A 23,022-nucleotide genomic window follows, 5' to 3' on the forward strand; every position below is an offset into this window, starting at 1 on the left:
GTGTCACTCGCGCTTTGGCAACAGTGCCTGGACTACCTGCAGGACGAACTAAGCTCCCAGCAGTTCAATACATGGATCCGTCCCTTGCAGGCAGAGGAAGGGGAGGCCAACGAGCTGTGCTTGCTGGCGCCCAACCGCTTTGTGCGCGACTGGGTGAGCGATAAATACGCCAAGCGAATCAGTGAACTGATTCGAGAACTCGCTCCGGCCAAACCACCCAAGGTAAGTCTGACCGTGGGTAGTCGCCGTGCGGCGGCCGCGCCGCAACCTCGGGACCTTGGCAATCCGATTTCCGCGGCTCCGGCAAGGCCTGCGGCACCTGCCGTGCATACCCTGCCCCGGGGCGATATTGCCGATGAGCGCGAAATCGACCGGCTCCGCGAAGAGCCCCAGGCCAAACGCAGCAGCGAGCGACAGGTACAGGTCGAAGGCAGTCTCAAGCACTCAAGCGGGCTTAACCCTAATTTTACTTTTGACAAGTTTGTCGAAGGCAAGTCGAACCAGCTGGCCCGCGCCGCTTCCCGTCAGGTATCGGAAAATCCCGGCGGGGCCTACAATCCGCTGTTCCTGTACGGCGGCGTGGGCCTGGGCAAGACCCACCTGATGCACGCGGTGGGTAATGCCCTGGCCGATCGGCGTGAGAACGCCCGGGTGGTCTATCTGCATTCCGAGCGCTTCGTGGCCGATATGGTGAAAGCGCTGCAGCTCAATGCCATCAATGACTTCAAGCGCTTCTATCGTAGTGTCGATGCCCTGTTGATCGATGACATCCAGTTCTTTGCCGGCAAGGAGCGCTCCCAGGAAGAGTTTTTCCACACCTTCAACGCCTTGCTGGAGGGCGGTCAGCAGATGATCTTGACCTCGGACCGCTACCCCAAGGAGATCAACGGGGTGGAGGAGCGCTTGAAGTCGCGCTTTGGCTGGGGCTTGACGGTGGCCATCGAGCCGCCGGAGCTCGAGACCCGGGTGGCGATATTGATGAAAAAGGCCGATCAGGCAAGCGTCGATTTGCCGCACGACGCGGCCTTTTTCATCGCGCAAAAGATCCGCTCCAACGTGCGCGAGCTCGAAGGCGCACTCAAGAAGGTCATCGCTGACTCGCACTTCATGGGCAAGCCCATCACCCAGGACTTCATACGCGAATCACTGAAGGACCTTCTCGCGCTTCAGGACAAGCAGGTGGGCGTGGATAATATCCAGCGCACGGTGGCGGAGTACTACAAGATCAAGGTGGCCGACCTTCTTTCCAAGCGTCGTTCGCGTTCGGTAGCGCGGCCGCGCCAGGTGGCGATGGCACTGGCCAAGGAGTTGACCAACCACAGCCTGCCGGAAATAGGCGACGCGTTTGGCGGGCGTGATCACACCACGGTGCTGCATGCCTGTCGCAAGGTAAAGACACTGCAGGAAGAGAGTGCGGATATCCGCGAAGACTACAAGAATCTTTTGCGTCTGCTCACCAGTTAATCCTGAAATGAAAGCCGACAGCGGCTGACGACGACCATTTAAACCGGAGTAGTGATGAAGTTTTCAATTTCCCGAGAGGCGCTGCTACGCCCTCTGACGCTGGTGGCGGGCGTGGTTGAGCGCCGCCAGACGCTGCCGGTACTTTCCAACGTGCTGATTCAGGTAGAGGGCGATCAGGTAGCGCTGACGGGTACCGACCTTGAGGTCGAGCTGATTGGCCGCACGGTGGCAAGTCAGGTTGACCAGGAAGGAGGAGCAACCGTACCCGCACGCAAGTTGATGGATATCTGTAAATCCTTGCCGGATCAGTCCGAGATCCAGCTGGCTGTGGAAGAGGGGCGCGCGGTGCTGCGCAGCGGGCGCTCGCGCTTTACGCTCTCCACGCTCCCGGTCGCGGAATTTCCCAATATCGAGGACGGTGAGGGCAATCAGGAGCTGAGCATTCCCCGGGGAACGCTCAAGCACTTGATCGAGGCAACCTCGTTCGCCATGGCCCAGCAGGATGTGCGCTACTACCTGAACGGCATGCTTCTGGATATCCAGAGCCACCTGCTGCGTGCGGTTGCCACCGACGGCCACCGTCTTGCCATGTGCTCCCGGGAAACCGATGTTACCGTGGAGCAGTCACAGAAGATGATTGTTCCCAGAAAGGGGATTCTCGAGCTTTCCCGTCTTCTGGATGACAGTGACGAGCCGGTCAGTCTGACGCTGGGGGCCACGCATCTTCGCGCCCACACGGGCGATTTCACCTTTACCTCCAAGCTGATCGACGGCAAGTTTCCGGATTACGAGCGGGTTGTCCCCAAAAACGGTGACAAGGTGTTGATTGCCGAGCGGGCCGAGCTGAAACAGGTGCTCTCACGTACCGCGATTCTCTCCAACGAAAAGTACCGCGGTGTGCGTCTTTACCTTGAAGAGGGCAATCTCAAGGTAATGGCCAACAACCCCGAGCAGGAAGAAGCCGAAGAAAACGTGGCCATCGAGTACACCGGGCCTGCGATGGAGGTTGGTTTCAACGTCGGGTATCTGGTGGATGTGCTTTCGGTGCTCGATGAAGATCGCGTACAGATGACATTGGCCGACCCCAACAGCAGTGCGTTGCTGGAAGAGCCGGGCGGCGGCGATGCGCTCTATGTGGTCATGCCCATGAGGCTTTGAACGTACCCTGCATGACGGCGCTTCGTTTCTGGAAGCGCCGCTTTTTATGGACTACCGGTAATGAGGCGATAATCGTCAATGAGCCTGACCCAGCTCAATCTGCAAGGCCTTCGCAACCTGGCGCCACTTGCGTTGACGCCTTCCCCCCACGTCAATCTGATCCATGGTCTCAACGGCAGCGGCAAGACCAGTCTGCTCGAAGGGATACACATACTGGGAATGGGGCGCTCATTTCGCACCCGCCAGCTCAAGCATGCCATTCAGTCGGATGCCGCCTCCATGACGCTCTACGGGCGCTTGTCGGGTGACCCTGAGGTTGCCCTGGGGGTTAGGAGACTGCGTGCCCAGCGCGAGCTTGAGCTTCGTCTACGAGGCCATAAGGGGGTGCGGCTGGCAGAGCTTGTGGATGCGATGCCATTACAGCTCATCAATCCAGATGCATTCCGGCTTCTGGAGGGGTCGCCCGGAGGGCGTCGCGAATTCATGGATTGGGGCGTGTTTCACGTGAAACACGACTTTTTGACCGCATGGAAGCGTGCTCGGCGCGCGGTGAAACATCGGAATGCACTGCTAAGGCGTGGTAGAATAACCGATGCGGAAATGACGGTCTGGGAGCAGGAGCTTTCAGAGTGGGGTGAGCAAATGGACACTCTGAGACAAACTTGGTTCAGCGCCTTTCTCCCCGTGTTCGAGGAGACGCTGGAACGGCTGCTGCCAATAGCAGGGTTGACCCTTCGCTATGCGCGAGGGTGGGATGTAAAGCGCTCCTTGATGGAGGTGCTCAGGGCAGGCCGCGATACGGATCAGCAGATGGGGTTTACCCAGCAAGGGCCGCAGCGTGCCGATCTACGCATAAGGTTGAACAAGCAGCCCGCGATCGAGGTGCTTTCCAGAGGCCAGCAAAAGCTGGTGGTCAGTGCCCTGAAGCTTGCTCAGGGTCGGCTTCTGGAAAGCACCGCCAAGCGGCGATGTATTTACTTGATCGATGATTTACCGGCAGAACTGGATCACCAGCACCGCAAGCTTTTCTGTGAGCTGCTGGAAGAGATGCAGTGCCAGGTTTTTATTACCAGCGTCGACCCGGATGTATTGAGTACGCCGTGGCAGACCCAGACCAACGTCAAGGTGTTTCACGTGAAACAGTCTGATGATGGGTTTAGTCGGCTAACCGCAACCGGGTAGATGACACGGAACGAGACAGACTTCACGACGGAGTGGTCAATGAGCGAGCAGGCTTACGATTCATCAAGCATCAAGGTGCTCAAAGGGCTCGATGCAGTACGCAAGCGCCCCGGTATGTATATCGGCGATACCGATGACGGTACCGGGCTGCACCATATGGTTTTCGAGCTGGTGGATAACTCCATCGATGAAGCGCTGGCGGGCCATTGCAGCGAGATTCGTGTGGTGATCCATCCGGATGAGTCCATCACCGTCAGCGATAATGGCCGGGGTGTACCTACCGAAATCCATGAAGAAGAGGGGGTGTCGGCGGCGGAAGTCATCATGACCGTCCTGCACGCGGGGGGCAAGTTCGACGATAACTCCTATAAGGTATCCGGCGGACTGCACGGCGTGGGTGTATCGGTGGTCAACGCGCTTTCCGAAGAACTCAAGCTGACTATCTGGCGTCAGGGTGAGGTGTTCGAACAGATTTACAAGCACGGTGTTCCTCAGGCCCCGCTAGGCGTGGTAGGTCAGACCGACAAGAGCGGCACCCGGGTACACTTTCGTCCCTCGCCGAATACCTTTGCCAATATCGAGTTCCACTACGATATTCTCGCCAAGCGCCTGCGCGAACTCTCGTTTCTCAATTCGGGCGTGGCCATTCGCCTGATGGACGAGCGCAGCGGCAAGGAAGAGCTCTTCCATTACGAAGGTGGCTTGAGGGCCTTTGTAAATCACTTGAACAAGAACAAATCGACGCTGAATCCTGTATTCCACTTCAACGCGGTACGTGAGGACGGGGTCGAGGTGGAAGTGGCCATGCAGTGGAGTGATACCTTCACCGAGAGCATCTTCTGCTACACCAACAATATTCCTCAGCGTGATGGCGGTACTCACCTGGCGGGCTTCCGGGCGGCCCTGACGCGTACGCTGAATCACTACATCGAAGCCGAAGGCCTCTTGAAGAAGGCCAAGGTGAACACCTCCGGCGACGATGCCCGCGAAGGCCTGACGGCTATCATTTCGGTGAAAGTGCCAGATCCCAAGTTCTCTTCCCAGACCAAGGACAAGCTCGTCTCGAGTGAAGTGAAAACTGCCGTCGAGCAGGAAATGGGGCGTCTGTTTGCCGATTACCTGATCGAGAAGCCCAACGAGGCCAAGTCCATCGTCAACAAGATGCTGGACGCTGCCCGTGCCCGAGAAGCCGCGCGCAAGGCCCGCGACATGACCCGGCGCAAGGGGGCGCTGGATATCGCGGGTCTTCCCGGCAAGCTGGCCGATTGCCAGGAGAAGGACCCGAGCCAGTCCGAGCTTTACCTGGTGGAGGGCGATTCCGCTGGCGGCAGCGCCAAGCAGGGCCGTGATCGTCGTACCCAGGCCATTCTGCCGCTGAAGGGCAAGATCCTGAACGTCGAGAAGGCGCGTTTTGACAAGATGCTCTCTTCGGCGGAAGTAGGCACGCTGATCACGGCTCTTGGCTGCGGTATCGGGCGCGAAGAGTTCAATCCGGACAAGCTACGCTACCACTCGATCATCATCATGACCGATGCCGACGTCGACGGTTCGCATATCCGTACGCTGTTGTTGACGTTCTTCTTCCGTCAGATGCCAGAGCTGATCGAGCGCGGTCATATCTTCATCGCCCAGCCGCCGCTTTACAAGATCAAGCGCGGCAAGCAGGAGCTCTATCTCAAGGATGAGCAGGCGATGATCGATTACCTGACGACTACCGCACTTGATGGGGCCGGGCTCCATGTCAATGCCGACGCGCCGGCGATAACCGGCTCGCAGCTTGAAGCGCTGGTCAATCAGTTCCGTAACGTGATCAAGCGTATCGATCGCCTGGGCCGGGTCTTCCCCATCGAAGTACTTCGTCAGACCATTCATGCCAGCGCGCTTCAAGGGGAGGTCAGCTTGAAGGATCGCGTCACCATGGAAAACTGGATCGGCGAGCTGCAGACGGCCATGGATGAACGTGTCGCGTACGAAGGCGGCCCGCGCTATCAGTTCTATCTGAAAGAGGATAGCGAACGGGGCTTGCATCTGCCTACGGTATCGCTGATCGCTCATGGCGTGACCACTGAATACGTCTGGGGCCTCGATTTCTTCGAAAGTGCAGATTATCGCGCAATGGCGAGTCTGGGCGAGACACTGGACAACCTGTTGGAAGAGGGTGCCTATATTGCCCGAGGCGAGCGTCAGAGGCCGGTAACGGAGTTCTCCGAGGTGCTACAGTGGCTGATGCAGGAAGGCCAGCGTGGCCTGTCGGTACAGCGCTACAAGGGCCTTGGCGAGATGAACCCGGATCAGCTGTGGGAAACCACCATGGACCCGGACAGCCGTCGCATGCTTCGCGTGACCATCGAAGACGCTGTCGCTGCGGACATGATGTTCAACACATTGATGGGTGACGAAGTAGAACCGCGCCGCGACTTCATTGAAACCAACGCGCTGGTCGCCAACCTCGATGTTTGACGGATTGTTTCACGTGAAACATGACTGCTAGCCAGATCTGAAAACGCCGCGTTGATCGCGGCGTTTTTTTTGATCGGTCAAGTAGTAGCGTAGCGCTATCGGTAAGATGCAACTTATCGAGCGTGAAGCAGCCACTTCGTGAAAGTCGCCAAATCATCAAACACCCGAGTATTTTCAAGCCCTTCGCCTTTTCCGAGCGTCTTCGCTCCCTTGCCGGTTTTGACCAGTACGGGTTGGCAGCCCACCGCTTCGCCGGCCTGCAGATCCCGCAAGCTATCGCCTACCATCCAGCTGCCGTCCAGGCTATCGAGCGCAAGCGCTTGCTGGATTTGCTGCAAGAGCCCCGGTAGCGGCTTGCGACAGTTGCAGTCATCTTCCGGCCCGTGGGGGCAGTAGGCAATGTGCGCAATCCTGCCGCCGGCGTCATCAACGAGGCGGGTGAGCTCTTGATGCATCGCCGTCAGCGCTTTTTCATCGAAATAGCCGCGGGCCAGGCCGGACTGATTGGTAGCCACCGCCACCGTAAAGCCTGCGCGGGTCAGTTCACCAATAGCCGCAATCGAACCAGGGTAGGGGATCCACTCCTCGAGGTTCTTGACGTAGTGATCGGAATCCTGGTTGATCACACCGTCACGGTCCAGAATAACCAGGTGGCTGGCAGAAGCAGGTGTTGGAGTTTTCATGGAAGGCGCTCCTGCAAGGCCGCCAGCGACTTGAGCGTTACATGAATTTTACGACCGTCGCTACCCAAGTGCTTGAACGGAAGTTTCTGCAGACGCAGCAGGGCGGGCAGCATCGCCTTGAACCGGCGGCGCACCTCCTCGCGCTCGTTTTCCAGCCCGGCAACCAGCGCGGGTGGCAGACGCTCGTGTTGAAGCGGCGACTTGTAAAGCTTGCCATACAGCGAAAAGATAAGGCAGTACCAATCCCGCACCATGCAGTCGATGGGCGTATGGACCTGCCCCGGGTCGGTTTCAAAATCGATGAAGACCGCCTGATCTCGAGTGATCAGTACATTGCGCGCAAACGCTTCGCTCAAGTAGCAGTCGCGCTGGTGGGCATTGACCAGTGCATTGATCCCCAGTGCCAGGGCGGCATCCACCTCGGCCTCGCTGGACGCATTTTTGAGCTCATCGAGCAGCGTGGTAGCCGGCGCGTCCGGGGTGCCGGCGTCCGCGAGCAAAAGCGCCTGGGGGTGCGTGGCCAGTAACGTGGGCACATTGACACCCGCCGCTTCAAGCGCATGAAGTCGTGCTATTTCCGTTTGAATACTCTGCTCGCCACCCAGGTTCGGTACGGGCTTGAGCGCTTCGATGTTCATGAGTCGGGCTAGAAGGTTGAGCGGCGCGTAAACAAACCGGGAGTTGCGTCTTGCTGCCCGTTTCAACCACACTTTTTCACCGTTGAGCGTATGCGGCGCCATGGATGCCTGCTGCTCAGGGTAGGTCTCTTTCAGGAACGCATCGTACATCGATCGTCTCCTTCGCGGACGCTTGGCTGCGTCCTGGTTCATCGACGATTCGTTAATCGGTTCTGTTAACGTATCAAGTTCTACGAGCAGTTTCACCCGGGAAGTGTTTCACGTGAAACACCTCACTTAAAAAAGCGTGAAACGAATTCGGGACAACCATGAAAAAGGGGGCGCTCAGGCCCCCCTTTCTTCGGCTAGTCAGGCATGTTTATTGAGGCAGAAGCGAGATATCCGCCACTTCCAGGAACAGCGCCTGCAGGCTGGCCAGCAGCGCCAGACGATTCTGGCGAATCGCCGGATCATCGGCCATGACCATCACCTCGTCAAAAAAGGTGTCGATCGGGGCTCTGAGCGTGGCCAGTTGATCGAGTGCCTGCTGATAGTCGCCAGCGGCAAACAGCGGAGCAACCTGAGTCTGACGTTGGGTAACGGCTTCATACAGGGCGTGCTCGGCACTGTCCTGCAAAAGCGCGGTATCTACCCGGGTGCTGCCATCAAATGCCTGTTTGCCCAGAATGTTGGAGACACGCTTGTTGGCGGCAGCCAGCGCCTGAGCCTCCTCGCGCTGGGTAAATGCCTTCACCGCGCGCAGGCGGCGGGCAAAATCCAGCGGTTTGGTGACCGGGCGAGCGCGAACGGCAAGATACATCTCGGCACTGATGCCCTCTTCCTGGCCCCAGGCGCGAAAGCGGTCCAGCATGTAGGTCAGTACTTCATCGACGACTGCCGGCGAGGCGATATCGCGGTGCTGTTCGGCAGCGATCTGCAAAAGCTCGCCCAGGTCCAGTTCGAGCTCGCCTTTCACCAGAATGTTCAGCACACCGATCGAGGCACGGCGCAGGGCGAAGGGGTCCTTGGCGCCGGTAGGGCGCTGGCCAATGCCGAAAATACCTACGAGCGTATCGATCCGGTCGGCGAGCGCCAACGCCTTGCCTGTCTGGCTTTGCGGGATGTCGTCCGCGGCGAAGCGGGGCAGGTACTGCTCCTCCAGCGCCTGGGAGACCTCGGCAGGCTCACCGTCCTGCTCGGCGTAGTAGCGGCCCATGATGCCCTGAAGCTCGGGAAATTCGAGCACCATTTCGGTCACCAGGTCGCACTTGGCCAGGGCCACGGCGCGCTGGGCGTGGCCGACATCGCCCCCGATTTTCTGGGCGATATAGGTCGCGATGGCGGTGCTGCGGCGTACCTTTTCAGCAAGCGAACCCAGCTGCTGCTGGAAGACCACGCTCTCGAGCTGGGGGATACGCGCGGCCAGGCGCTGCTTGCGGTCGGTGTCATAGAAGAACACCGCGTCCGCCAGGCGGGGGCGAATGACCTTCTCGTTACCCGAAATCACCTGCTGAGGGTCCAGGCTTTCAATATTGGCGATGGTGATGAACAGCGGCTTCAGGGCCCCGTCGTCACCCAGCAGGTGAAAATACTTCTGGTTGGCCTTCATCGACGAAACGAGACATTCCGCCGGCACTTTCAAGAAGCGTTCATCGAAGCTGCCGGTCAGCGCCACCGGCCACTCCACCAGGCCGCTGACTTCCACCAGCAGGTCTTCATCGATGACCGCTGTGGCCTCCTGCACCTCGGCCTCGGCCAATACCTGTTCGCGGATGCGTTCGCGGCGCTGAGTACGGTCTGCCAGGACAAACGCATTCTCAAGTGCTTCGAGATAGTCGTCGGCGTGCTCGAGCTGAATGGCGTCCGGGGCGTGGAAGCGGTGGCCGTAAGTCGTGCGGCTGGCCTCGAGTCCCAGCGCCTGGGCGGCAATCACGTCACGGCCGTAAAGCGCTACCAGCCAATGAACCGGGCGCGAGAACTCGATGCGAGACGAGCCCCAGCGCATGTTCTTGGGCACCGGAAGCGAGGTCAGGGTCTTGCGCAAGAGCTCGGGCAGCAGCGACTGAACACTCTCACCCTGTTGACGCTCGCGATAGCCAAGCCAGGTGCCCTTGTCGGTTTCCAGATGAATCAGCTCATCAACGCTCACCCCGCAGGAGCGGGCGAAGCCTTCGGCGGCCTTGGTAGGAACGCCATCCTTGAACGCAGCTTGGAGTGCCGGGCCACGTTTTTCCACTTCGCGGTCGGGCTGCTTGTCCGAAAGCGCCTCGACGCGCACGGCCAGGCGCCGGGGGGTGGCGTAGGCGACGACTTTTTTGAAATCGATCTCGGCCTCGCTCAGGCCTTTTTCGATCCCGGCGGCAAACGCGTCCGACAGGGCATCCAGCGCCGTCGGAGGGAGCTCTTCAGCGCCGAGTTCGAGTAACAGCGTATCAGCAGCCATTTATACGTCTCCCTGGTCGTCTAGTAGTTCGCGGCGAAGGGCATCAGGGGCCATCGGGAAGCCTTCGGCCTTGCGCGACTCGAAATAAGCGTGGGCCACGTTACGCGCCATGGTGCGCACGCGAAGAATGAAACGCTGACGCTCGGTGACCGAGATCGCGTGGCGCGCATCCAGCAGGTTGAAGGTATGCGAGGCCTTGAGCACCTGCTCGTAGGCGGGCAGCGGCAGCTGCGCCTCCAGCAGTTTGGTGCACTCTTTTTCCTGATGGTCGAAGTTGGCAAACAACTGATCGACATCGGCGTGCTCGAAGTTATAGGCGGACTGCTCACGCTCGTTTTGCAGGTAGACGTCGCCGTAGCTCACCTTGCTGCCATCCGGGGCAATCGCCCACACCAGGTCGTAGACGCTGTCCACGTCTTGAAGGTACATGGCGATACGCTCGAGCCCATAGGTCAGCTCGCCGGTGACCGGGTAGCACTCGATACCCCCGGCTTGTTGGAAGTAGGTGAACTGGGTCACTTCCATGCCGTTGAGCCACATTTCCCAGCCAAGCCCCCAGGCGCCCAGCGTCGGCGATTCCCAGTTGTCCTCGACGAAACGCACATCGTGGACCAGCGGGTCGAGCCCCAGGCGCTTGAGCGAGCCAAGGTACAGCTCCTGGAAGTTGCTCGGCGAGGGCTTCATCACCACCTGGAACTGGTAGTAGTGCTGAAGACGGTTGGGGTTTTCCCCGTAGCGCCCGTCAGTGGGGCGCCGTGACGGCTGCACGTAGGCGGCGTTCCAGGTTTCCGGGCCAATCGAGCGCAGGAAGGTGGCGGGGTGGAAGGTGCCCGCGCCCACTTCCATGTCCAGCGGCTGAAGAATCACGCAGCCCTGTTCTGCCCAGTACTGCTGCAGCGCAAGGATCAATCCTTGAAAGGTCGACACATCCGGTGTCGATTGGTTCGTCGAGACACTCATCGCAAAAAGCACCATTGGCCATGAATTCATTAGCCGTCAAGTATACAATCCCCAGCAGATGGGTTATAGGCACCTGAGCCAACCAAGCCGCTTTTGAAGGAGATCTTATGATCGTAGTGACCGGCGGGGCCGGATTTATCGGCGCCAATATCGTCAAGGCGCTCAACGCGCGCGGACGTACCGATATACTGGTGGTGGATGATCTGCGTGACGGCACCAAGTTCGTGAATCTCGTTGACTGTACGCTGTTCGATTATCGCGACAAGGCGAGCTTTCTGGCCGAGGTGAAGGCTGCCCTGCGCGGCGAGCCCAATGATCTGCCCGCCATCGAGGCGATCTTTCACGAAGGCGCCTGCTCGGACACCACCGAGTGGAATGGTCAGTACATGATGGAAAACAACTTCGAGTACTCGAAGGTGCTGCTCGAGTACTGCGATCAGCACGGCGCTGCGTTTCTCTACGCCTCTTCCGCGGCCACCTATGGAGGCAGCGAAGTGTTCAAGGAAGCGCCGGAGTTCGAGAAGCCGCTCAACGTGTATGGCTACTCGAAGCTGCTGTTCGATCAGCACGTGCGGGCGCGTATGCCATCATTGACCACCCAGGTGGTCGGGTTTCGCTACTTCAACGTGTACGGCCCGCGGGAGCAACACAAGGGCAAGATGGCGAGCGTGGCGTTTCATAACCACCGCCAGGTGAGCGCGGGCGAGACGCTCAAGCTCTTTGGCGCCCACGATGGGTTCGATGCGGGCATGCAAAGTCGCGATTTCGTCTTTGTCGGTGATGTGGTAGATGTGAACCTGTGGTTTCTGGATCACCCCAACGTCTCGGGCATCTTCAACCTGGGCACCGGCCGGGCGGAGCCGTTCAAGGCGATCGGCGAGGCGGTGATCGACTACTACGGCAAGGGCCAGATCGACTACATCGATTTCCCCGACGAGCTCAAGGGCCGTTACCAGAGCTACACCCGGGCGGATATCGAGCGCCTTCGAGAAGCCGGGTGTGACGTGGAGTTCAAGACCGTCGCCCAGGGCGTGAAAGCCTACCTGGAGTGGCTCAATGGCTGACACCGCCAAGCGGCTGCTGGTCGTGGGTCCCTCCTGGGTGGGGGACATGGTGATGGCCCAGAGCCTGTTTATCGAACTCAAGGCGCGCCACCCAGGGGCCACGCTCGGCGTGGTCGCCCCCGGCTGGTCGCAGCCGATTCTTGAGCGTATGCCCCAGGTCGATGAAGTGCTGGCGCTGTCGGCGGGCCACGGTGAGTTCGGTTTGAAAAGCCGCCGCGAACTGGCGGCGCGGCTTCGCGGGCGGTTCGATACGGCCATCGTGCTGCCCCGCTCCTGGAAGGCCGCGCTGGTACCGTTTCTGGCCCGTATCCCCGAGCGAGTGGGCTTTCTGGGGGAATACCGCTACGGGCTTTTGACCGAGGCGCGAAAGCTCGATAAAACGGTGCTCGACCAGACCGTGAAGCGCTTCGTCTCGCTGGGATTGCCCAAGGAGCAGGCCCTGAACGGCGATGTTACGATTGCCCCGCCGCGCCTGCGCGTGGATTTCGATAACCTGGTGAATCTGCGCATCAAGCTCGAACTTTCCTCGCGCCCGGCGGTGGGGATGATGCCGGGAGCGGAGTACGGCCCGGCCAAGCAGTGGCCACCGGCATACTTCCACGCCCTCGCCAAACGACTGGTCGATGACGGTTTTGAAGTGCGTATCTTTGGTGGGCCGAAGGATCACGTGGTCGGCGAAGAGATCAGACAGCATCTCCCCCACGTCTATAACCTGTGCGGGCAGACGGCGCTGATTGACGCGGTGGATCTGCTCGCCGACTGTCGACAGGTGGTGACCAACGACTCCGGGCTGATGCACGTAGCCGCCGCCGTGGGTGTGCCGATTCACGCGCTCTACGGCTCATCATCGCCTCGGTACACGCCCCCGCTGACCGATAGCGCGACCATCCATTACCTGGGACTCACCTGTTCGCCCTGTTTCAAGCGTACCTGTCCGCTTGGTCATACCAACTGCCTGAATCAGCTCACCGAAGAAGGCGTCTACCACGCCCTGCGCGCCGATCAAGGCAGCGAAGGCGTGATCGTCAGCGGGTAAGGTTTTCTCCTTCGCTGGCGTCGTCGGCAGGGGGTTCCATGACCTGCTCCGCCGGCGTGGGAGCCGCGCCGCGTCGCTGGGGCGCCAGCCCTTCCCAGAGCCGGTGCTGCAGCGCCGTCTCCTCGCGCAGGCGCTCGTTGAGCACCTCCAGGCCATGGGCTTCGGCGAGAGTGGAACGCTCGCCCAGAAGCGATGCGCCCAGCCCTGCGCGGTGCTCATCAAGAGGCAAGCCCATCGCCTCCAGAATCGTGGGAAAGACGTCCAGCATGGTGGCGTTTCGGCGAATGCGCCGAGGCGCGATGTGATCGCCCAGCATGATCAGGGTATTGTCCCGGTCAAGGGTGGTGAGCTGATCCCATACCGATACACGCATGGTCAAGTGATCGCTTAGAACCACCACCAGCGTATTATCCAGAAGGCCCTCGGCCTGCAGACGCTGGATCAGATCCCGCGCCTGCCAGGCGGAGCACTCCACCGAATACAGGATGTCCTGGCCGTCAAGCTCGCCCTGGCGGTCGATGCAGGTCTGGGAGGGAAAGCCGTGGGGGGCGTGGCCGGCCAGGCTCAGATTGACCACCGCCCAGGGGCCGTCGTCTTCACTGTTCAGCCGGCGTATTTCCTCCTGGGTCGCCTCATAGAGGGTATCGTCGAACACGCCCCAGCTGTTGATGTACTCCGGATCATCAAGTTCGGGCAACCAGTCCTCCTTGCCTTTCACCGTCTGGAACCGGTGGCCGCGATAGAAAAGTCCCTTGCCCGCGAACTGTGAGCTGGCGCCGCCCAGGTAGCTCATCCGGTAGCCTTGCCCGGCCAGTACATCGCCCAGACAATCCACGCCGGGCACCACCTGCGTGAGCGGTTCGAACTGGGTGTCGTGCAAAAGCCCTGCCGGCATCAAGGGTACACCGCACTGGCTGGCGATCATGCCCGCCATGGTCCAGCCGGTGTTGTCCATCTGGCGAATGCCCTCGAACACCAGCCCGCGCTCACCCAGCGCCGCCAGGTCGGCGTAGGCCTCGCCAAACTGCGGGTCGGAGTAGGTGCGCTCCAGACTCTCCAGATACATCAACAAGAGGTTGGGAGCATCGGCCTGGTCCGTGGTGGGCGGGGGCACGTAGCGACGGTTCAGCCATTCGCCATCGTCGGTGACGATGGCGGCACTGCGCTGGCCGATACCATAAAGCAACGGGTTGATCGCCAGGATCAAGACAGCGAAAAACCGCTCGGCCAGACGCCAGCGCTGGTCGTGGCGCGCCATCCAGGTCACCGACGCCAAGAGCATCAGCATGATGAGCGTATACACCACCGCCACGGCAATCTTGCCCCCACCGCCGTGGTCGGTCATCCCCGCCTGCAGGTGAAAGAACACCGCGCCCAGGTCCACGTTGCCAAAGCTGTCGACCAGATACACGTAAATGCCCATGAAGCTCAAGGGGACCAGCGACCAGGGCCAGACAGGCCGGTAGCGTTCGCGCCTTGGCATCCCCCAGCGAAGCTTGAGGCCCGCACCGACCCAGACCGCTGCGATGACAAGAAGCGACCACCAGGGCAGGCGGGTGACGACCGTGACGGCGTAGCCAAGACTCAAGCCGATGATCATCAGCGGTAGCCAAGGAGTGAGTTGGTAGGTCCTTATCGACGCCATGCCAAATCCCTTTCCATCATTAACCAAATGAGTATGCTAGCTTACCAAATGTGTTGCCTGCCGGTTGCCGGCAGGCAAGAACCAACTGACCAGACCCTGCCCTGGGGTGCTTAGGCAAAGGTGAACCGTGGCCATTTCTGCTGTATTAATCGTCAAGAACGAAGCACATCACCTGCGCGAGTGTCTTGAAACGCTTACCTGGGTCGATGAGATCGCCATTCTGGACGCCGGAAGCCGTGATGAGACACTTTCGATCGCGCGTGAGTTTACCGACAACGTCAGTATCAATGCCGACTGGCAGGGCTTCGGTGTACAGCGTCAGCGCGCCGAAGCGCTGGCAAGCCATGACTGGATCCTGATGATCGACGCCGACGAGCGTATCACCGACGCGCTGCGCGAAAGCATTCAACAGGCAGTGCTGGCCCCACCTGCGGTTTACGGCTTGAGTCGCCTGTCCTGGTGTTTCGGCCGGTTTATCCGCCACTCCGGCTGGTATCCGGACCGGGTGCTGCGTCTCTACCCCAAGGGGCAAGCCTCCTACAATGCTGCGCTGGTACACGAAAAGCTCATCGTGCCTGACACACTCAGCGTCAAGCCTCTGGAGGGCGATCTGCTGCACTACACCTACCGCGATTTGCGCCACTATCTGGAAAAATCCGCCCATTACGCCGACGCCTGGGCCGAGCAGCGTGCCGCCCAGGGCAAGAAGGCGTCCTTGGGCCAGGGCGTGATGCACGCCCTGGGCTGCTTTATCAAGATGTATCTGCTCAAGGCGGGCTTCAAGGATGGCAAGCAGGGACTCTTGCTGGCCATTGTCTCGGCCCACTCCACCTTCAACAAGTACGCCGATCTATGGGTGCGTACTCAAGCGAGTGCGGATAAGCGCTGAAATCTCGTCGGCGGCGGCGGTGAGATCGACAGCGCTCATGTCCTGGCTGTCGGCGCTCGTCGGCGGGCTGAAGGCCAGGCGCTTGTGCTGGGCGTTGCAGGTTTGCCAGCGAAGCGATGTGGCCGATCGCTTGGCCGGGTAGAACCCGGCGGTGGCGATATTCAAACATCCGGCAATGTGCAAAGGCCCCGTGGAGCCGGCAATCAGCATATCCGCCCCGGCCAGCTGCAGTGCGAAATCCTTCACGTCATCGCCTGGCGCCAGACGCGCGACCTGGATGGCGTCAGGCACCAAGGCCTTCATCAGCGCCTTTGCCTGGGCCTGCTCGCCAGGCCCTGCGCTGATCCACCAGTAAAGCGTGCCTTCTACCTGGTGGTCCACCTGGCGAATCAGCGCCGCGTACTGGGCAATGGATAGATTGACCGCCGAGCCGCCACTGCCGGGGTGGACGATGACCGCGCAGGCGGGCGTCTGGTCGACCAGCGCCTGGCGGCGTTGTTCACAAAGCGCGTCATCCAGTGGCCAGAAGGGCGGCTCGGGCAGGGTGGCGAGCTTGAGTGAAAGGCGTTCGAGCAGCCGGCAGGCCAGATCCACATTGTACTGGTACTCGGGCTTTTGCGAGCGCGAGCGGCGCTGGCGGATGCGCGCGGTATAGAATATCTGCGCCCACTTGGTAGCCGGCGCCATACGCAGCGGTATGCGCGCACGCAGGCCCAGCCAGCCGATGCGCGGTGTGGAAAAAAGCGTCAGCATGGCGTCGAATCGGGCGGCTTTCAGGGTTTCCAGCAGTGCCTTCCGGGCTTTTTTATCGCTACTGGCGCCGGGGTCGATGATCACGTCATCCACCCAGGGGCAGGCACGTGCCAGCGCTGCGGTATAGGCAGGCACCAGCACGCTGACGTGCGGGCGGGGGGTGGCGCTTTTCAAACAGGCCAGCGCCGGCCAGGCCAGCATGAAATCGCCGATTTTGTCGTTACGCACGACCAGCACTTTCTGCGCCTTGTTCTGCGCCATGATGAATACCCTGTTAATTGCAGCCTGTATACTACAAGACAATGAAGGAGTTGTTTAACAACGCGTGCCCGGCGGCGGGTGTAAAAGGCGAAGGTGATGTGATGGCGAACAAGATGCTGCAACTTTGCATGTCGGATGGCAAAGGAGGAATGGAGCTTTACGTTGACCGGGTCGTCGAGGACTTGCAGGAGATCGGCGTCGAGGTTATCGGCATCTGTCTGTCACAGACCCGTATCGAGACGTACTTCAAGCGCAATGGGGTCGCGTATCGGGCTTTCAAGAGCAACGGCCATGCGCTGAAAAACGCGCTGCGCATTCGCCGCTGGCTGATCGATGAAAACGTGCGGGTGATTCACTGCCACAAGTCGAGCGATCTGCGTTTGACCGCGCTGTTGAAGTTGCTGCTGCCCGGCATTCGCGTGCTCTACACCGACCACGTGGGCGGCCAGCGGGCCAAGAAAAGCCCCTATCACCGTTTCGCCTACGCCAATGTGGACCGCGTCCTGTCCATCAGCCAGGCCACTTACGCCCGTAACATCAGGAATCTGCCACTGCCTTCCGAGCGAGTCGTCTGTCTGCCTCACGGGGTGGATACCCGAAAGTATCATCCGGTTGACGATGCCGCCGTGCGCCACGCCAGGCGCGCCGAGCTTGGCGTGACGGATGAGACGGTAGTGATTGGCCTGCCCGGTCGGGTGACGCCGGGCAAGGGGCAGGATGTATGGGTCAAGGCGCTGCTGGCGCTTCCCGGTGAACTGGATTTTTTCGCGGTCTCGATCGGCGGCACCGACTACGCTTCAGGCGGAACCGAGCACTTCTACAATGAGCTCAAGGCGCTGATTGCGGATACGCCGCTTGCAAAGCGGATCGCCTTTCTAGGGCATCGTGACGATCTGACCGAGCTTCTGCCCGTGATGGACCTGGTGTGCATACCCTCGGAGAACGAAGCCTTCGGTCTGACGATCATCGAGTCCATGGCCTGCGGCTTGCCGATCATCGGCTCCAATACCGGATCGTTGCCCGAGCTTGTCGATGACGCCTCGGGCGTTCTGGTGGGCCCTTTCGATGTGAACGCCTGGCGCGATGCCATGGCCGCGCTGATCGAGGATGACACGCGCCGCCGGGCGATGGGCGAGGCCGCTCGGCGCCGGGTAGAGCAGCACTTCAGCAACAAGCAGCATGTCAAAAAGCTCAAGAGCTACTACGACGCCCTGGCATAACCGGTTGACACCAATGCCATGGCACGTTCGGGGGCTGCGCTGAACTTCTTGAAAGAGCGCGCAAGGCGCGCAAGGTTGCCTGCCTGCCACCGGCCCTGACGACGCAGGCGGCAGCGGTCGAAATCGATCAGCCAGGGTGTGCCCTGGCCGTCGACCAGAATATTGCGGGCATTGAGATCCACATGGTCAAGCCCTGCCTGATGGAAGCGTCTGATCATGGCGCCCACCCGTTCAAGCAACACCGCGTCGGCGTTCTCTTCACTCAAAAGCGAGGCCAGCGCCCGCGCTCCGGGGATACGTACGGTGATCAGCGCGGCTTCGTAGCTCACCCCTTCGCGCCTGACGCCGGCGGCGACCGGGCGGGGCACCGGCAAGCCCTGATCGAAAAGCGCGGCGGTCAGGCGCAGCTCGCTGACGGCGCGGGTACGCTCCTCGCCCAGCCACAGGTAGCGCTTGCTCAAGAGCTTGGCGATCAGGCCGCCTCTTCGATAAGGCCGCAATACCCACTGCTCGCCGGGGGACGCCTGGAGGAACAGGCTGCTGCCCCGCCCGGGCGCCTGGCCCACCACTCGGCCCTGACGATGCCACTCATCCGCGCTGAACAGGGCCGGGCCGAGTTGGTGCGACGCGCCTGCGTCACTTAAACTGTCTACATCGTGTAGAATCAGCCAATTTTTCTGCCGGAGTGCCGTTAAGCGCATGAAGCCCTCTTTGCCTAAAAACCCTAGCCATATTGCCATCCTGCGCCTCTCCGCGCTGGGCGATGTGTGCAATCTTGTGCCCACGGTGCGCGCCTTGCAGCGCCGGTGGCCCAAAGCACGCATCACCTGGATCATCGGCAAAGGTGAGCACAGTTTACTGGCGGGCCTTTCCGGGGTCGAGTTCGTTGTGTATGACAAGTCCACCGGCCTTTCGGGCATGCGCGCGATCTGGCGAGCACTTTCGGATACCCGGTTCGATGTACTGCTGCACATGCAGCAGGCGATCAGGGCCAGTGTCTTGTCGCTGGGGCTGAAGGCGGATGTACGCGTGGGGTTTGACAAGGCCCGCGCCAAGGATGCCCAGCACTGGTTCACCCAGCACCAGCTGGCCCCTCGCGACAAGGCCCACGTGCTCGAGTCGTTCATGGATTTCGCCCTGCTGCTGGGGGTCGAAGACGACCGGCTGGAGTGGAATCTGGCCATTCCCTCTACCGCTTTCGATGAGGCCAGGGCACTGGCAGGCTCGGCGCCGTACCTGGTGATCAACCCGTGCAGCAATGCCCGGCTTCGAAATTTTCGCAACTGGTCGGTCAAGGGCTATGCCAGTGTCATCGAGCACGCCTACAGGCATCACGGCCTCAAGAGCGTCCTCACCGGCGGGGGAAGTGCCATCGAGCGCGAGATCGGCGATGAGATCGAAGCGCTCTGCCAGCCCGGCAGTATCATCAATGCCATTGGTGGCACCTCGCTCAAGGGGGTGCTGGCGCTGATCGCCGAGGCGCGCGCGGTGATTGCGCCGGATACCGGCCCGGCCCATATGGGTAACGCCCTGGGTACGCCCACGCTTGGGCTTTACGCCACCACCAACCCCCAGCGCGCCGCGCCTTATCTTTGGAAAGATTTCGCCGTCAATGCCTACCCGCAGGCGGTGCGCACCTACCTTGACAAGCCGGTGGAGCAGGTGAGCTGGGGCCAGCGCGTGCGTCACGCCGACGCGATGGATCTGATCAAGACCGACGATGTGATCCAGAAGCTCGACGCGCTGCTTGAGCACACCGCAAGCCACAACCACGGGGTCCATGAATGAAAGTCGATTTAACTGCGCTTAATCACGCCCGCGTGCTGGTGGTGGGGGATGTCATGCTCGACCGCTACTGGCACGGTGGCACCTCGCGTATTTCGCCGGAAGCCCCGGTGCCCGTGGTACGGGTGGAAGGTGCCGACGACCGCCCCGGTGGGGCGGCCAACGTGGCGCTCAACGTGGCTTCTCTCGGCGCCCAGGTCGCGCTTGCCGGCGTGGTGGGTAACGATGAGCACGCCACGCTTTTGAAAGAGCGTCTGGATGAAGCCAAGGTAAGTACTCACTTTCAAGCCAGCGAAGTGGTGCCGACCATTACCAAGCTTCGGGTAATGAGCCGTAATCAACAGCTTTTGAGGCTCGACTTCGAGCAGTCGCTTCAGGACGTGAATACCAATGCCCTGTTGGCCGAGGTGGAAAAGGTGCTGCCCAACGTCGACGTGGTGATTCTTTCCGACTACGGCAAAGGCACGTTGAACCAGGTCGAACGGCTGATCCAGATGGCAAGAGCCCAGGGCAAGCGTGTCTTGATCGACCCCAAGGGGACGGATTTCAAAAAATACCGGGGGGCGAGCCTGATCACCCCCAACCTGGCCGAATTCGAAGCGGTGGCGGGCGTTTGCGACAGCGACGAAGCGCTGGAGCGCCGTGGCGAGGCACTGCGCGCCGAGCTCGAGCTGGATGCGCTCTTGATCACTCGTAGCGAAAAGGGCATGACACTGATTCGCGAAGATCATCCCGCGCTTCATCTGCCCACCCGGGCTCAGGAAGTGTTCGATGTGACCGGCGCAGGCGACACCGTGATCGGCCTGATGGGCCTGGCGCTGGCGGCGGGAAGCGAGCTGCCGGACGCCATGATGCTGGCCAATCTGGGGGCAGGACTGGTGGTGGCCAAGCCCGGCACCGCCACGCTCAGCGTGGAGGAGCTGTCGCGGGCCCATTACGGCGACAAGCCTGCCGAGTTCGGCGTTACCCACAAAGACGCGCTGTGCGAGGCCGTACGGGCCGCCAATCACCGCGGTGAGCGGGTGGTGATGACCAACGGCTGTTTCGATATTCTGCATGCCGGCCACGTAAGCTATCTGGAGCAGGCCCGGCGCCTTGGTGACCGACTGATCGTGGCAGTCAACGACGACGCCTCCATTCGCCGCCTGAAGGGCGCCAAGCGGCCCATCAATCCGCTCGAGCGGCGCATGCAGGTGCTGGCGGGGCTGGGGGCCGTGGATTGGGTCGTGCCTTTCAGCGAGGATACCCCGCAAGCGCTGATCGAAGCGGTACTGCCGGATATTCTGGTCAAGGGCGGCGACTACCGCGTCGACGAGATCGCCGGCAGCGACGCCGTGCTCGCCAATGGCGGCGAGGTAAAAGTGCTGGGCTTCGAGGAGGGCGTCTCCACTTCCGCCATGATCGAGACCATCATCGAGCGCGAGACCTGATGGCCAGGCCCCGCCTGCCACGATTTCTCTACTCGGCGGCGCTTTACGCGCTGGCGCCTCTGATCTTCAGGCGCATCTGGCGTGAGCAAGTACCCACTTACCCGCGCCGCCAGCGCCTGGGCCTGAATCTTGGTGAGCTCCCCCCGACGCCGCGTCTCTGGCTGCACTGCGCCTCTGTCGGTGAGGTGCACGCCGCGCGGGGGCTGATCGAGGCACTGCTGGCCCGCTATCCGCGTCACGCGCTTTTGATCACTACCATGACCGCCACCGGCGCGGGCCAGGCACGGACGCTTATCGACGCCCAGCCCGCGGCGCTCAAAGCGCGCCTCGCTCATCGCTTTCTGCCCCTGGATTTTCCCGGCGCCGCCAAGCGGTTTGTCCGGCGCGTCGACCCCGCCCTTGCGCTGATGTTTGAAACCGAGCTCTGGCCCAACCTGCTCGACGCCTGCCGGCGGCAGGGTGTGCCCGTGGCGGTCGTCAACGGGCGTCTATCGGAGAAGGCGCTGGCACGCTACCGGCGCATTCGGCCACTGATGGCCCAGGCGCTCTCGAACGTGACCTGGCTTGCCGCCAAATCCGACGTCGACGCCGCGCGCTTTCAGACCCTGGGAGCCGCGCAGCGCACCAGCGTGGTGGGGTCGCTCAAGTTTGACATACCCCTTGCGGACACGGCGTGCCTTGAGAGTAAGCACTTGCTGCTGGGTGAAAGCGAGCGGCCGGTATGGGTGGCGGGCTCCACTCGCGACGGGGAAGAGGCGCTTTTATTGAAAGCCCATCGAGCTCTTCGAGCGCGTCATCCCACGGCGCTCTTGATCCTCGTGCCCCGCCATCCGCAGCGCTTTGACGAGGTGGCCGCGCTTTGCGAGCAACAGGGCTGGCGGTCGGCAAGACGCAGCACGAAGGCGCCGATTACCGATACGACGGACGTCTTCTTGGGCGATACCCTGGGGGAGCTTGCCACCTTCTATGCGGCGGGAAGCGTCGCGTTTGTCGGCGGCTCACTGGTGGCGCTTGGCGGGCACAACGTGCTCGAACCTGCCGCGCTGGGCTTGCCGGTACTTTGCGGCCCTTCGCTGGAAAACTTTGCCGATGTGGCAAGACCGCTGATGGAGGTGGGCGCACTGACTCAGGTAGACACACCCGAGACACTGGCCCGGGCGCTAGAGGCATTGCTTGAAGACCCGAATGCCGCCAGAGCCCGGGGCGAGGCGGGGCAGAAAGCCATCAAGGCGCACCAGGGCGCCCTGACGCGTACTCTGGAAGGCCTTGATGCGCTGCTAAGTTAGCGCTCACTACGCTTGACACCCTGGTCGGTTCCCAGCAACAGTACATCCGCCCCTCGGTCGGCAAACAGGCCGTTGGTCACCACGCCGACGATCGCGTTGAGCCGCGCTTCCATGGCTACCGGGTCGTCGATCATGAGATCGAAGCCGTCGATGATCTGGTTGCCGTTGTCGGTCACGACCCCCTGGCGATACACCGGCTCAAAGCCAAGCTTGACCAGTTCCCGGGCCACATAAGAGCGCGCCATGGGGATGACTTCCACCGGCAGCGGGAACCGGCCCAGAGTCTCCACACGCTTGGAGCCATCAGCGATGCAGATAAAACGTTCGGCGCAAGCGGCGACGATCTTCTCGCGAGTGAGTGCGGCGCCACCTCCTTTGATCATATGAAAGTGAGCGTTCACTTCGTCGGCACCATCGATATAAAAAGGCACCTGACCGACATCATTGAGTTCGAACACCTCGATACCCAGCGCTTTCAGGCGATCTTGCGAGGCGTCCGAGCTTGCCACCGCCCCCTTGAAGCGGTCGCGAAGCGGTTTCAAGCGGTCGATAAACAGGTTGGCCGTCGAGCCGGTACCGATACCCAGCACGGTGTTTCTCTCGAGATGGGGGGTAATCTCATCGATGGCGGCGTCGGCGACGGCGGCTTTCAGCTCATCTTGGGTCATGAAAGGGGCTCCAGCAGG

The 23,022-nt window shown here is 61.1% G+C and carries 19 protein-coding genes; 11 read left to right on the plus strand and 8 right to left on the minus strand.

Features of this window, described 5'->3' with window-relative positions:
- From dnaA to gyrB, 4 genes are all read left to right on the plus strand, one after another.
- Positions 1-1,464, plus strand: a complete 1,464-nt coding sequence (gene dnaA, locus ACWF8S_RS00005) for a chromosomal replication initiator protein DnaA (RefSeq protein WP_447554789.1) — start codon at positions 1-3, stop codon at positions 1,462-1,464.
- A 54-nt stretch (positions 1,465-1,518) separates the two neighbouring features.
- Positions 1,519-2,622, plus strand: coding sequence for a DNA polymerase III subunit beta (gene dnaN / locus ACWF8S_RS00010; protein WP_447554790.1), 1,104 nt, complete (start codon positions 1,519-1,521; stop codon positions 2,620-2,622).
- Positions 2,623-2,700: 78 nt separating this feature from the next.
- The gene (recF, locus tag ACWF8S_RS00015) at positions 2,701-3,804 is read left to right on the plus strand and encodes a DNA replication/repair protein RecF (RefSeq protein WP_447554791.1); all 1,104 of its coding nucleotides are present in this window, start codon (positions 2,701-2,703) and stop codon (positions 3,802-3,804) included.
- 39 nt (positions 3,805-3,843) lie between these two features.
- Positions 3,844-6,264: a DNA topoisomerase (ATP-hydrolyzing) subunit B gene (gyrB, locus tag ACWF8S_RS00020; protein WP_447554792.1), complete on the plus strand. Its 2,421-nt coding sequence runs from the start codon at positions 3,844-3,846 to the stop codon at positions 6,262-6,264.
- A 113-nt stretch (positions 6,265-6,377) separates the two neighbouring features.
- Here gyrB and gmhB read toward each other — a convergent pair whose 3' ends face one another.
- The 4 genes from gmhB to glyQ all read right to left on the minus strand — a co-directional run bounded on the left by gmhB (position 6,378) and on the right by glyQ (position 10,967).
- Complete coding sequence (gmhB, locus tag ACWF8S_RS00025; RefSeq protein ID WP_447554793.1) at positions 6,378-6,947, minus strand: D-glycero-beta-D-manno-heptose 1,7-bisphosphate 7-phosphatase; 570 nt, start codon at positions 6,945-6,947, stop codon at positions 6,378-6,380.
- Positions 6,944-7,735, minus strand: coding sequence for a hypothetical protein (locus ACWF8S_RS00030; protein WP_447554794.1), 792 nt, complete (start codon positions 7,733-7,735; stop codon positions 6,944-6,946). The genes gmhB and ACWF8S_RS00030 overlap by 4 nt, the downstream gene beginning before the upstream one ends.
- Before the next feature lie 208 nt (positions 7,736-7,943).
- Positions 7,944-10,007 carry a glycine--tRNA ligase subunit beta gene (glyS, locus tag ACWF8S_RS00035; RefSeq protein ID WP_447554795.1) on the minus strand — a complete coding sequence of 688 codons (2,064 nt, stop codon included), beginning with the start codon at positions 10,005-10,007 and terminating at the stop codon, positions 7,944-7,946.
- Positions 10,008-10,967, minus strand: a complete 960-nt coding sequence (gene glyQ / locus ACWF8S_RS00040) for a glycine--tRNA ligase subunit alpha (protein ID WP_447554796.1) — start codon at positions 10,965-10,967, stop codon at positions 10,008-10,010.
- 107 nt (positions 10,968-11,074) lie between these two features.
- Between glyQ and rfaD the strand changes: the two genes are divergently transcribed.
- Positions 11,075-12,031, plus strand: coding sequence for an ADP-glyceromanno-heptose 6-epimerase (gene rfaD, locus ACWF8S_RS00045; protein WP_447554797.1), 957 nt, complete (start codon positions 11,075-11,077; stop codon positions 12,029-12,031).
- Entirely contained in the window at positions 12,024-13,067 is a 1,044-nt protein-coding gene (waaF, locus tag ACWF8S_RS00050; protein ID WP_447554798.1) for a lipopolysaccharide heptosyltransferase II, read from the plus strand. The genes rfaD and waaF overlap by 8 nt, the downstream gene beginning before the upstream one ends.
- Here the strand turns inward: waaF and ACWF8S_RS00055 are convergent.
- Complete coding sequence (locus ACWF8S_RS00055) at positions 13,057-14,712, minus strand: sulfatase-like hydrolase/transferase (protein ID WP_447554799.1); 1,656 nt, start codon at positions 14,710-14,712, stop codon at positions 13,057-13,059. The genes waaF and ACWF8S_RS00055 overlap by 11 nt on opposite strands.
- A gap of 127 nt (positions 14,713-14,839) precedes the next feature.
- On the opposite strand from ACWF8S_RS00055, the gene ACWF8S_RS00060 reads away from it, so the two are divergent.
- A complete protein-coding gene (locus ACWF8S_RS00060; RefSeq protein ID WP_447554800.1) occupies positions 14,840-15,601 on the plus strand; it encodes a glycosyltransferase family 2 protein in 762 nt (253 codons plus the stop codon).
- Here the strand turns inward: ACWF8S_RS00060 and ACWF8S_RS00065 are convergent.
- Positions 15,563-16,615, minus strand: coding sequence for a glycosyltransferase family 9 protein (locus tag ACWF8S_RS00065; RefSeq protein ID WP_447554801.1), 1,053 nt, complete (start codon positions 16,613-16,615; stop codon positions 15,563-15,565). The genes ACWF8S_RS00060 and ACWF8S_RS00065 overlap by 39 nt on opposite strands.
- 101 nt (positions 16,616-16,716) lie before the next feature.
- On the opposite strand from ACWF8S_RS00065, the gene ACWF8S_RS00070 reads away from it, so the two are divergent.
- A complete protein-coding gene (locus ACWF8S_RS00070) occupies positions 16,717-17,835 on the plus strand; it encodes a glycosyltransferase family 4 protein (protein ID WP_447554802.1) in 1,119 nt (372 codons plus the stop codon).
- Here ACWF8S_RS00070 and ACWF8S_RS00075 read toward each other — a convergent pair.
- A complete protein-coding gene (locus ACWF8S_RS00075; protein WP_447554803.1) occupies positions 17,817-18,536 on the minus strand; it encodes a 3-deoxy-D-manno-octulosonic acid kinase in 720 nt (239 codons plus the stop codon). The two genes, ACWF8S_RS00070 and ACWF8S_RS00075, sit on opposite strands and share 19 nt — an antisense overlap.
- On the opposite strand from ACWF8S_RS00075, the gene ACWF8S_RS00080 reads away from it, so the two are divergent.
- Genes ACWF8S_RS00080 through waaA form a run of 3 tightly spaced genes read left to right on the plus strand, consistent with a single transcriptional unit; the run spans position 18,535 to position 22,336 of the window.
- Complete coding sequence (locus tag ACWF8S_RS00080) at positions 18,535-19,623, plus strand: glycosyltransferase family 9 protein (RefSeq protein ID WP_447554804.1); 1,089 nt, start codon at positions 18,535-18,537, stop codon at positions 19,621-19,623. The two genes, ACWF8S_RS00075 and ACWF8S_RS00080, sit on opposite strands and share 2 nt — an antisense overlap.
- Entirely contained in the window at positions 19,620-21,050 is a 1,431-nt protein-coding gene (gene hldE / locus ACWF8S_RS00085) for a bifunctional D-glycero-beta-D-manno-heptose-7-phosphate kinase/D-glycero-beta-D-manno-heptose 1-phosphate adenylyltransferase HldE (protein WP_447554805.1), read from the plus strand. Before ACWF8S_RS00080 ends, hldE begins: the two co-directional genes overlap by 4 nt.
- The gene (waaA, locus tag ACWF8S_RS00090; RefSeq protein ID WP_447554806.1) at positions 21,050-22,336 is read left to right on the plus strand and encodes a lipid IV(A) 3-deoxy-D-manno-octulosonic acid transferase; all 1,287 of its coding nucleotides are present in this window, start codon (positions 21,050-21,052) and stop codon (positions 22,334-22,336) included. The genes hldE and waaA overlap by 1 nt, the downstream gene beginning before the upstream one ends.
- Here the strand turns inward: waaA and rpiA are convergent.
- Positions 22,333-23,004 carry a ribose-5-phosphate isomerase RpiA gene (gene rpiA, locus ACWF8S_RS00095; RefSeq protein ID WP_447554807.1) on the minus strand — a complete coding sequence of 224 codons (672 nt, stop codon included), beginning with the start codon at positions 23,002-23,004 and terminating at the stop codon, positions 22,333-22,335. The two genes, waaA and rpiA, sit on opposite strands and share 4 nt — an antisense overlap.
- Positions 23,005-23,022: the final 18 nt, after the last annotated feature.

Source organism: Vreelandella xerophytica (assembly GCF_968048975.1).

Excerpts from the sequence above, each read along its gene's own strand:
- dnaN (WP_447554790.1), top strand. The coding sequence starts at position 1,519 with ATGAAGTTTTCAATTTCCCGAGAGGCGCTGCTACGCCCTCTGACGCTG.
- recF (WP_447554791.1), top strand. The coding sequence starts at position 2,701 with ATGAGCCTGACCCAGCTCAATCTGCAAGGCCTTCGCAACCTGGCGCCA.
- gyrB (WP_447554792.1), top strand. The coding sequence starts at position 3,844 with ATGAGCGAGCAGGCTTACGATTCATCAAGCATCAAGGTGCTCAAAGGG.
- gmhB (WP_447554793.1), bottom strand. The coding sequence starts at position 6,947 with ATGAAAACTCCAACACCTGCTTCTGCCAGCCACCTGGTTATTCTGGAC.
- ACWF8S_RS00030 (WP_447554794.1), bottom strand. The coding sequence starts at position 7,735 with ATGTACGATGCGTTCCTGAAAGAGACCTACCCTGAGCAGCAGGCATCC.
- glyS (WP_447554795.1), bottom strand. The coding sequence starts at position 10,007 with ATGGCTGCTGATACGCTGTTACTCGAACTCGGCGCTGAAGAGCTCCCT.
- glyQ (WP_447554796.1), bottom strand. The coding sequence starts at position 10,967 with ATGAGTGTCTCGACGAACCAATCGACACCGGATGTGTCGACCTTTCAA.
- rfaD (WP_447554797.1), top strand. The coding sequence starts at position 11,075 with ATGATCGTAGTGACCGGCGGGGCCGGATTTATCGGCGCCAATATCGTC.
- waaF (WP_447554798.1), top strand. The coding sequence starts at position 12,024 with ATGGCTGACACCGCCAAGCGGCTGCTGGTCGTGGGTCCCTCCTGGGTG.
- ACWF8S_RS00055 (WP_447554799.1), bottom strand. The coding sequence starts at position 14,712 with ATGGCGTCGATAAGGACCTACCAACTCACTCCTTGGCTACCGCTGATG.
- ACWF8S_RS00065 (WP_447554801.1), bottom strand. The coding sequence starts at position 16,615 with ATGGCGCAGAACAAGGCGCAGAAAGTGCTGGTCGTGCGTAACGACAAA.
- ACWF8S_RS00070 (WP_447554802.1), top strand. The coding sequence starts at position 16,717 with ATGGCGAACAAGATGCTGCAACTTTGCATGTCGGATGGCAAAGGAGGA.
- ACWF8S_RS00080 (WP_447554804.1), top strand. The coding sequence starts at position 18,535 with ATGAAGCCCTCTTTGCCTAAAAACCCTAGCCATATTGCCATCCTGCGC.
- ACWF8S_RS00075 (WP_447554803.1), bottom strand. The coding sequence starts at position 18,536 with ATGCGCTTAACGGCACTCCGGCAGAAAAATTGGCTGATTCTACACGAT.
- hldE (WP_447554805.1), top strand. The coding sequence starts at position 19,620 with ATGAAAGTCGATTTAACTGCGCTTAATCACGCCCGCGTGCTGGTGGTG.
- waaA (WP_447554806.1), top strand. The coding sequence starts at position 21,050 with ATGGCCAGGCCCCGCCTGCCACGATTTCTCTACTCGGCGGCGCTTTAC.
- rpiA (WP_447554807.1), bottom strand. The coding sequence starts at position 23,004 with ATGACCCAAGATGAGCTGAAAGCCGCCGTCGCCGACGCCGCCATCGAT.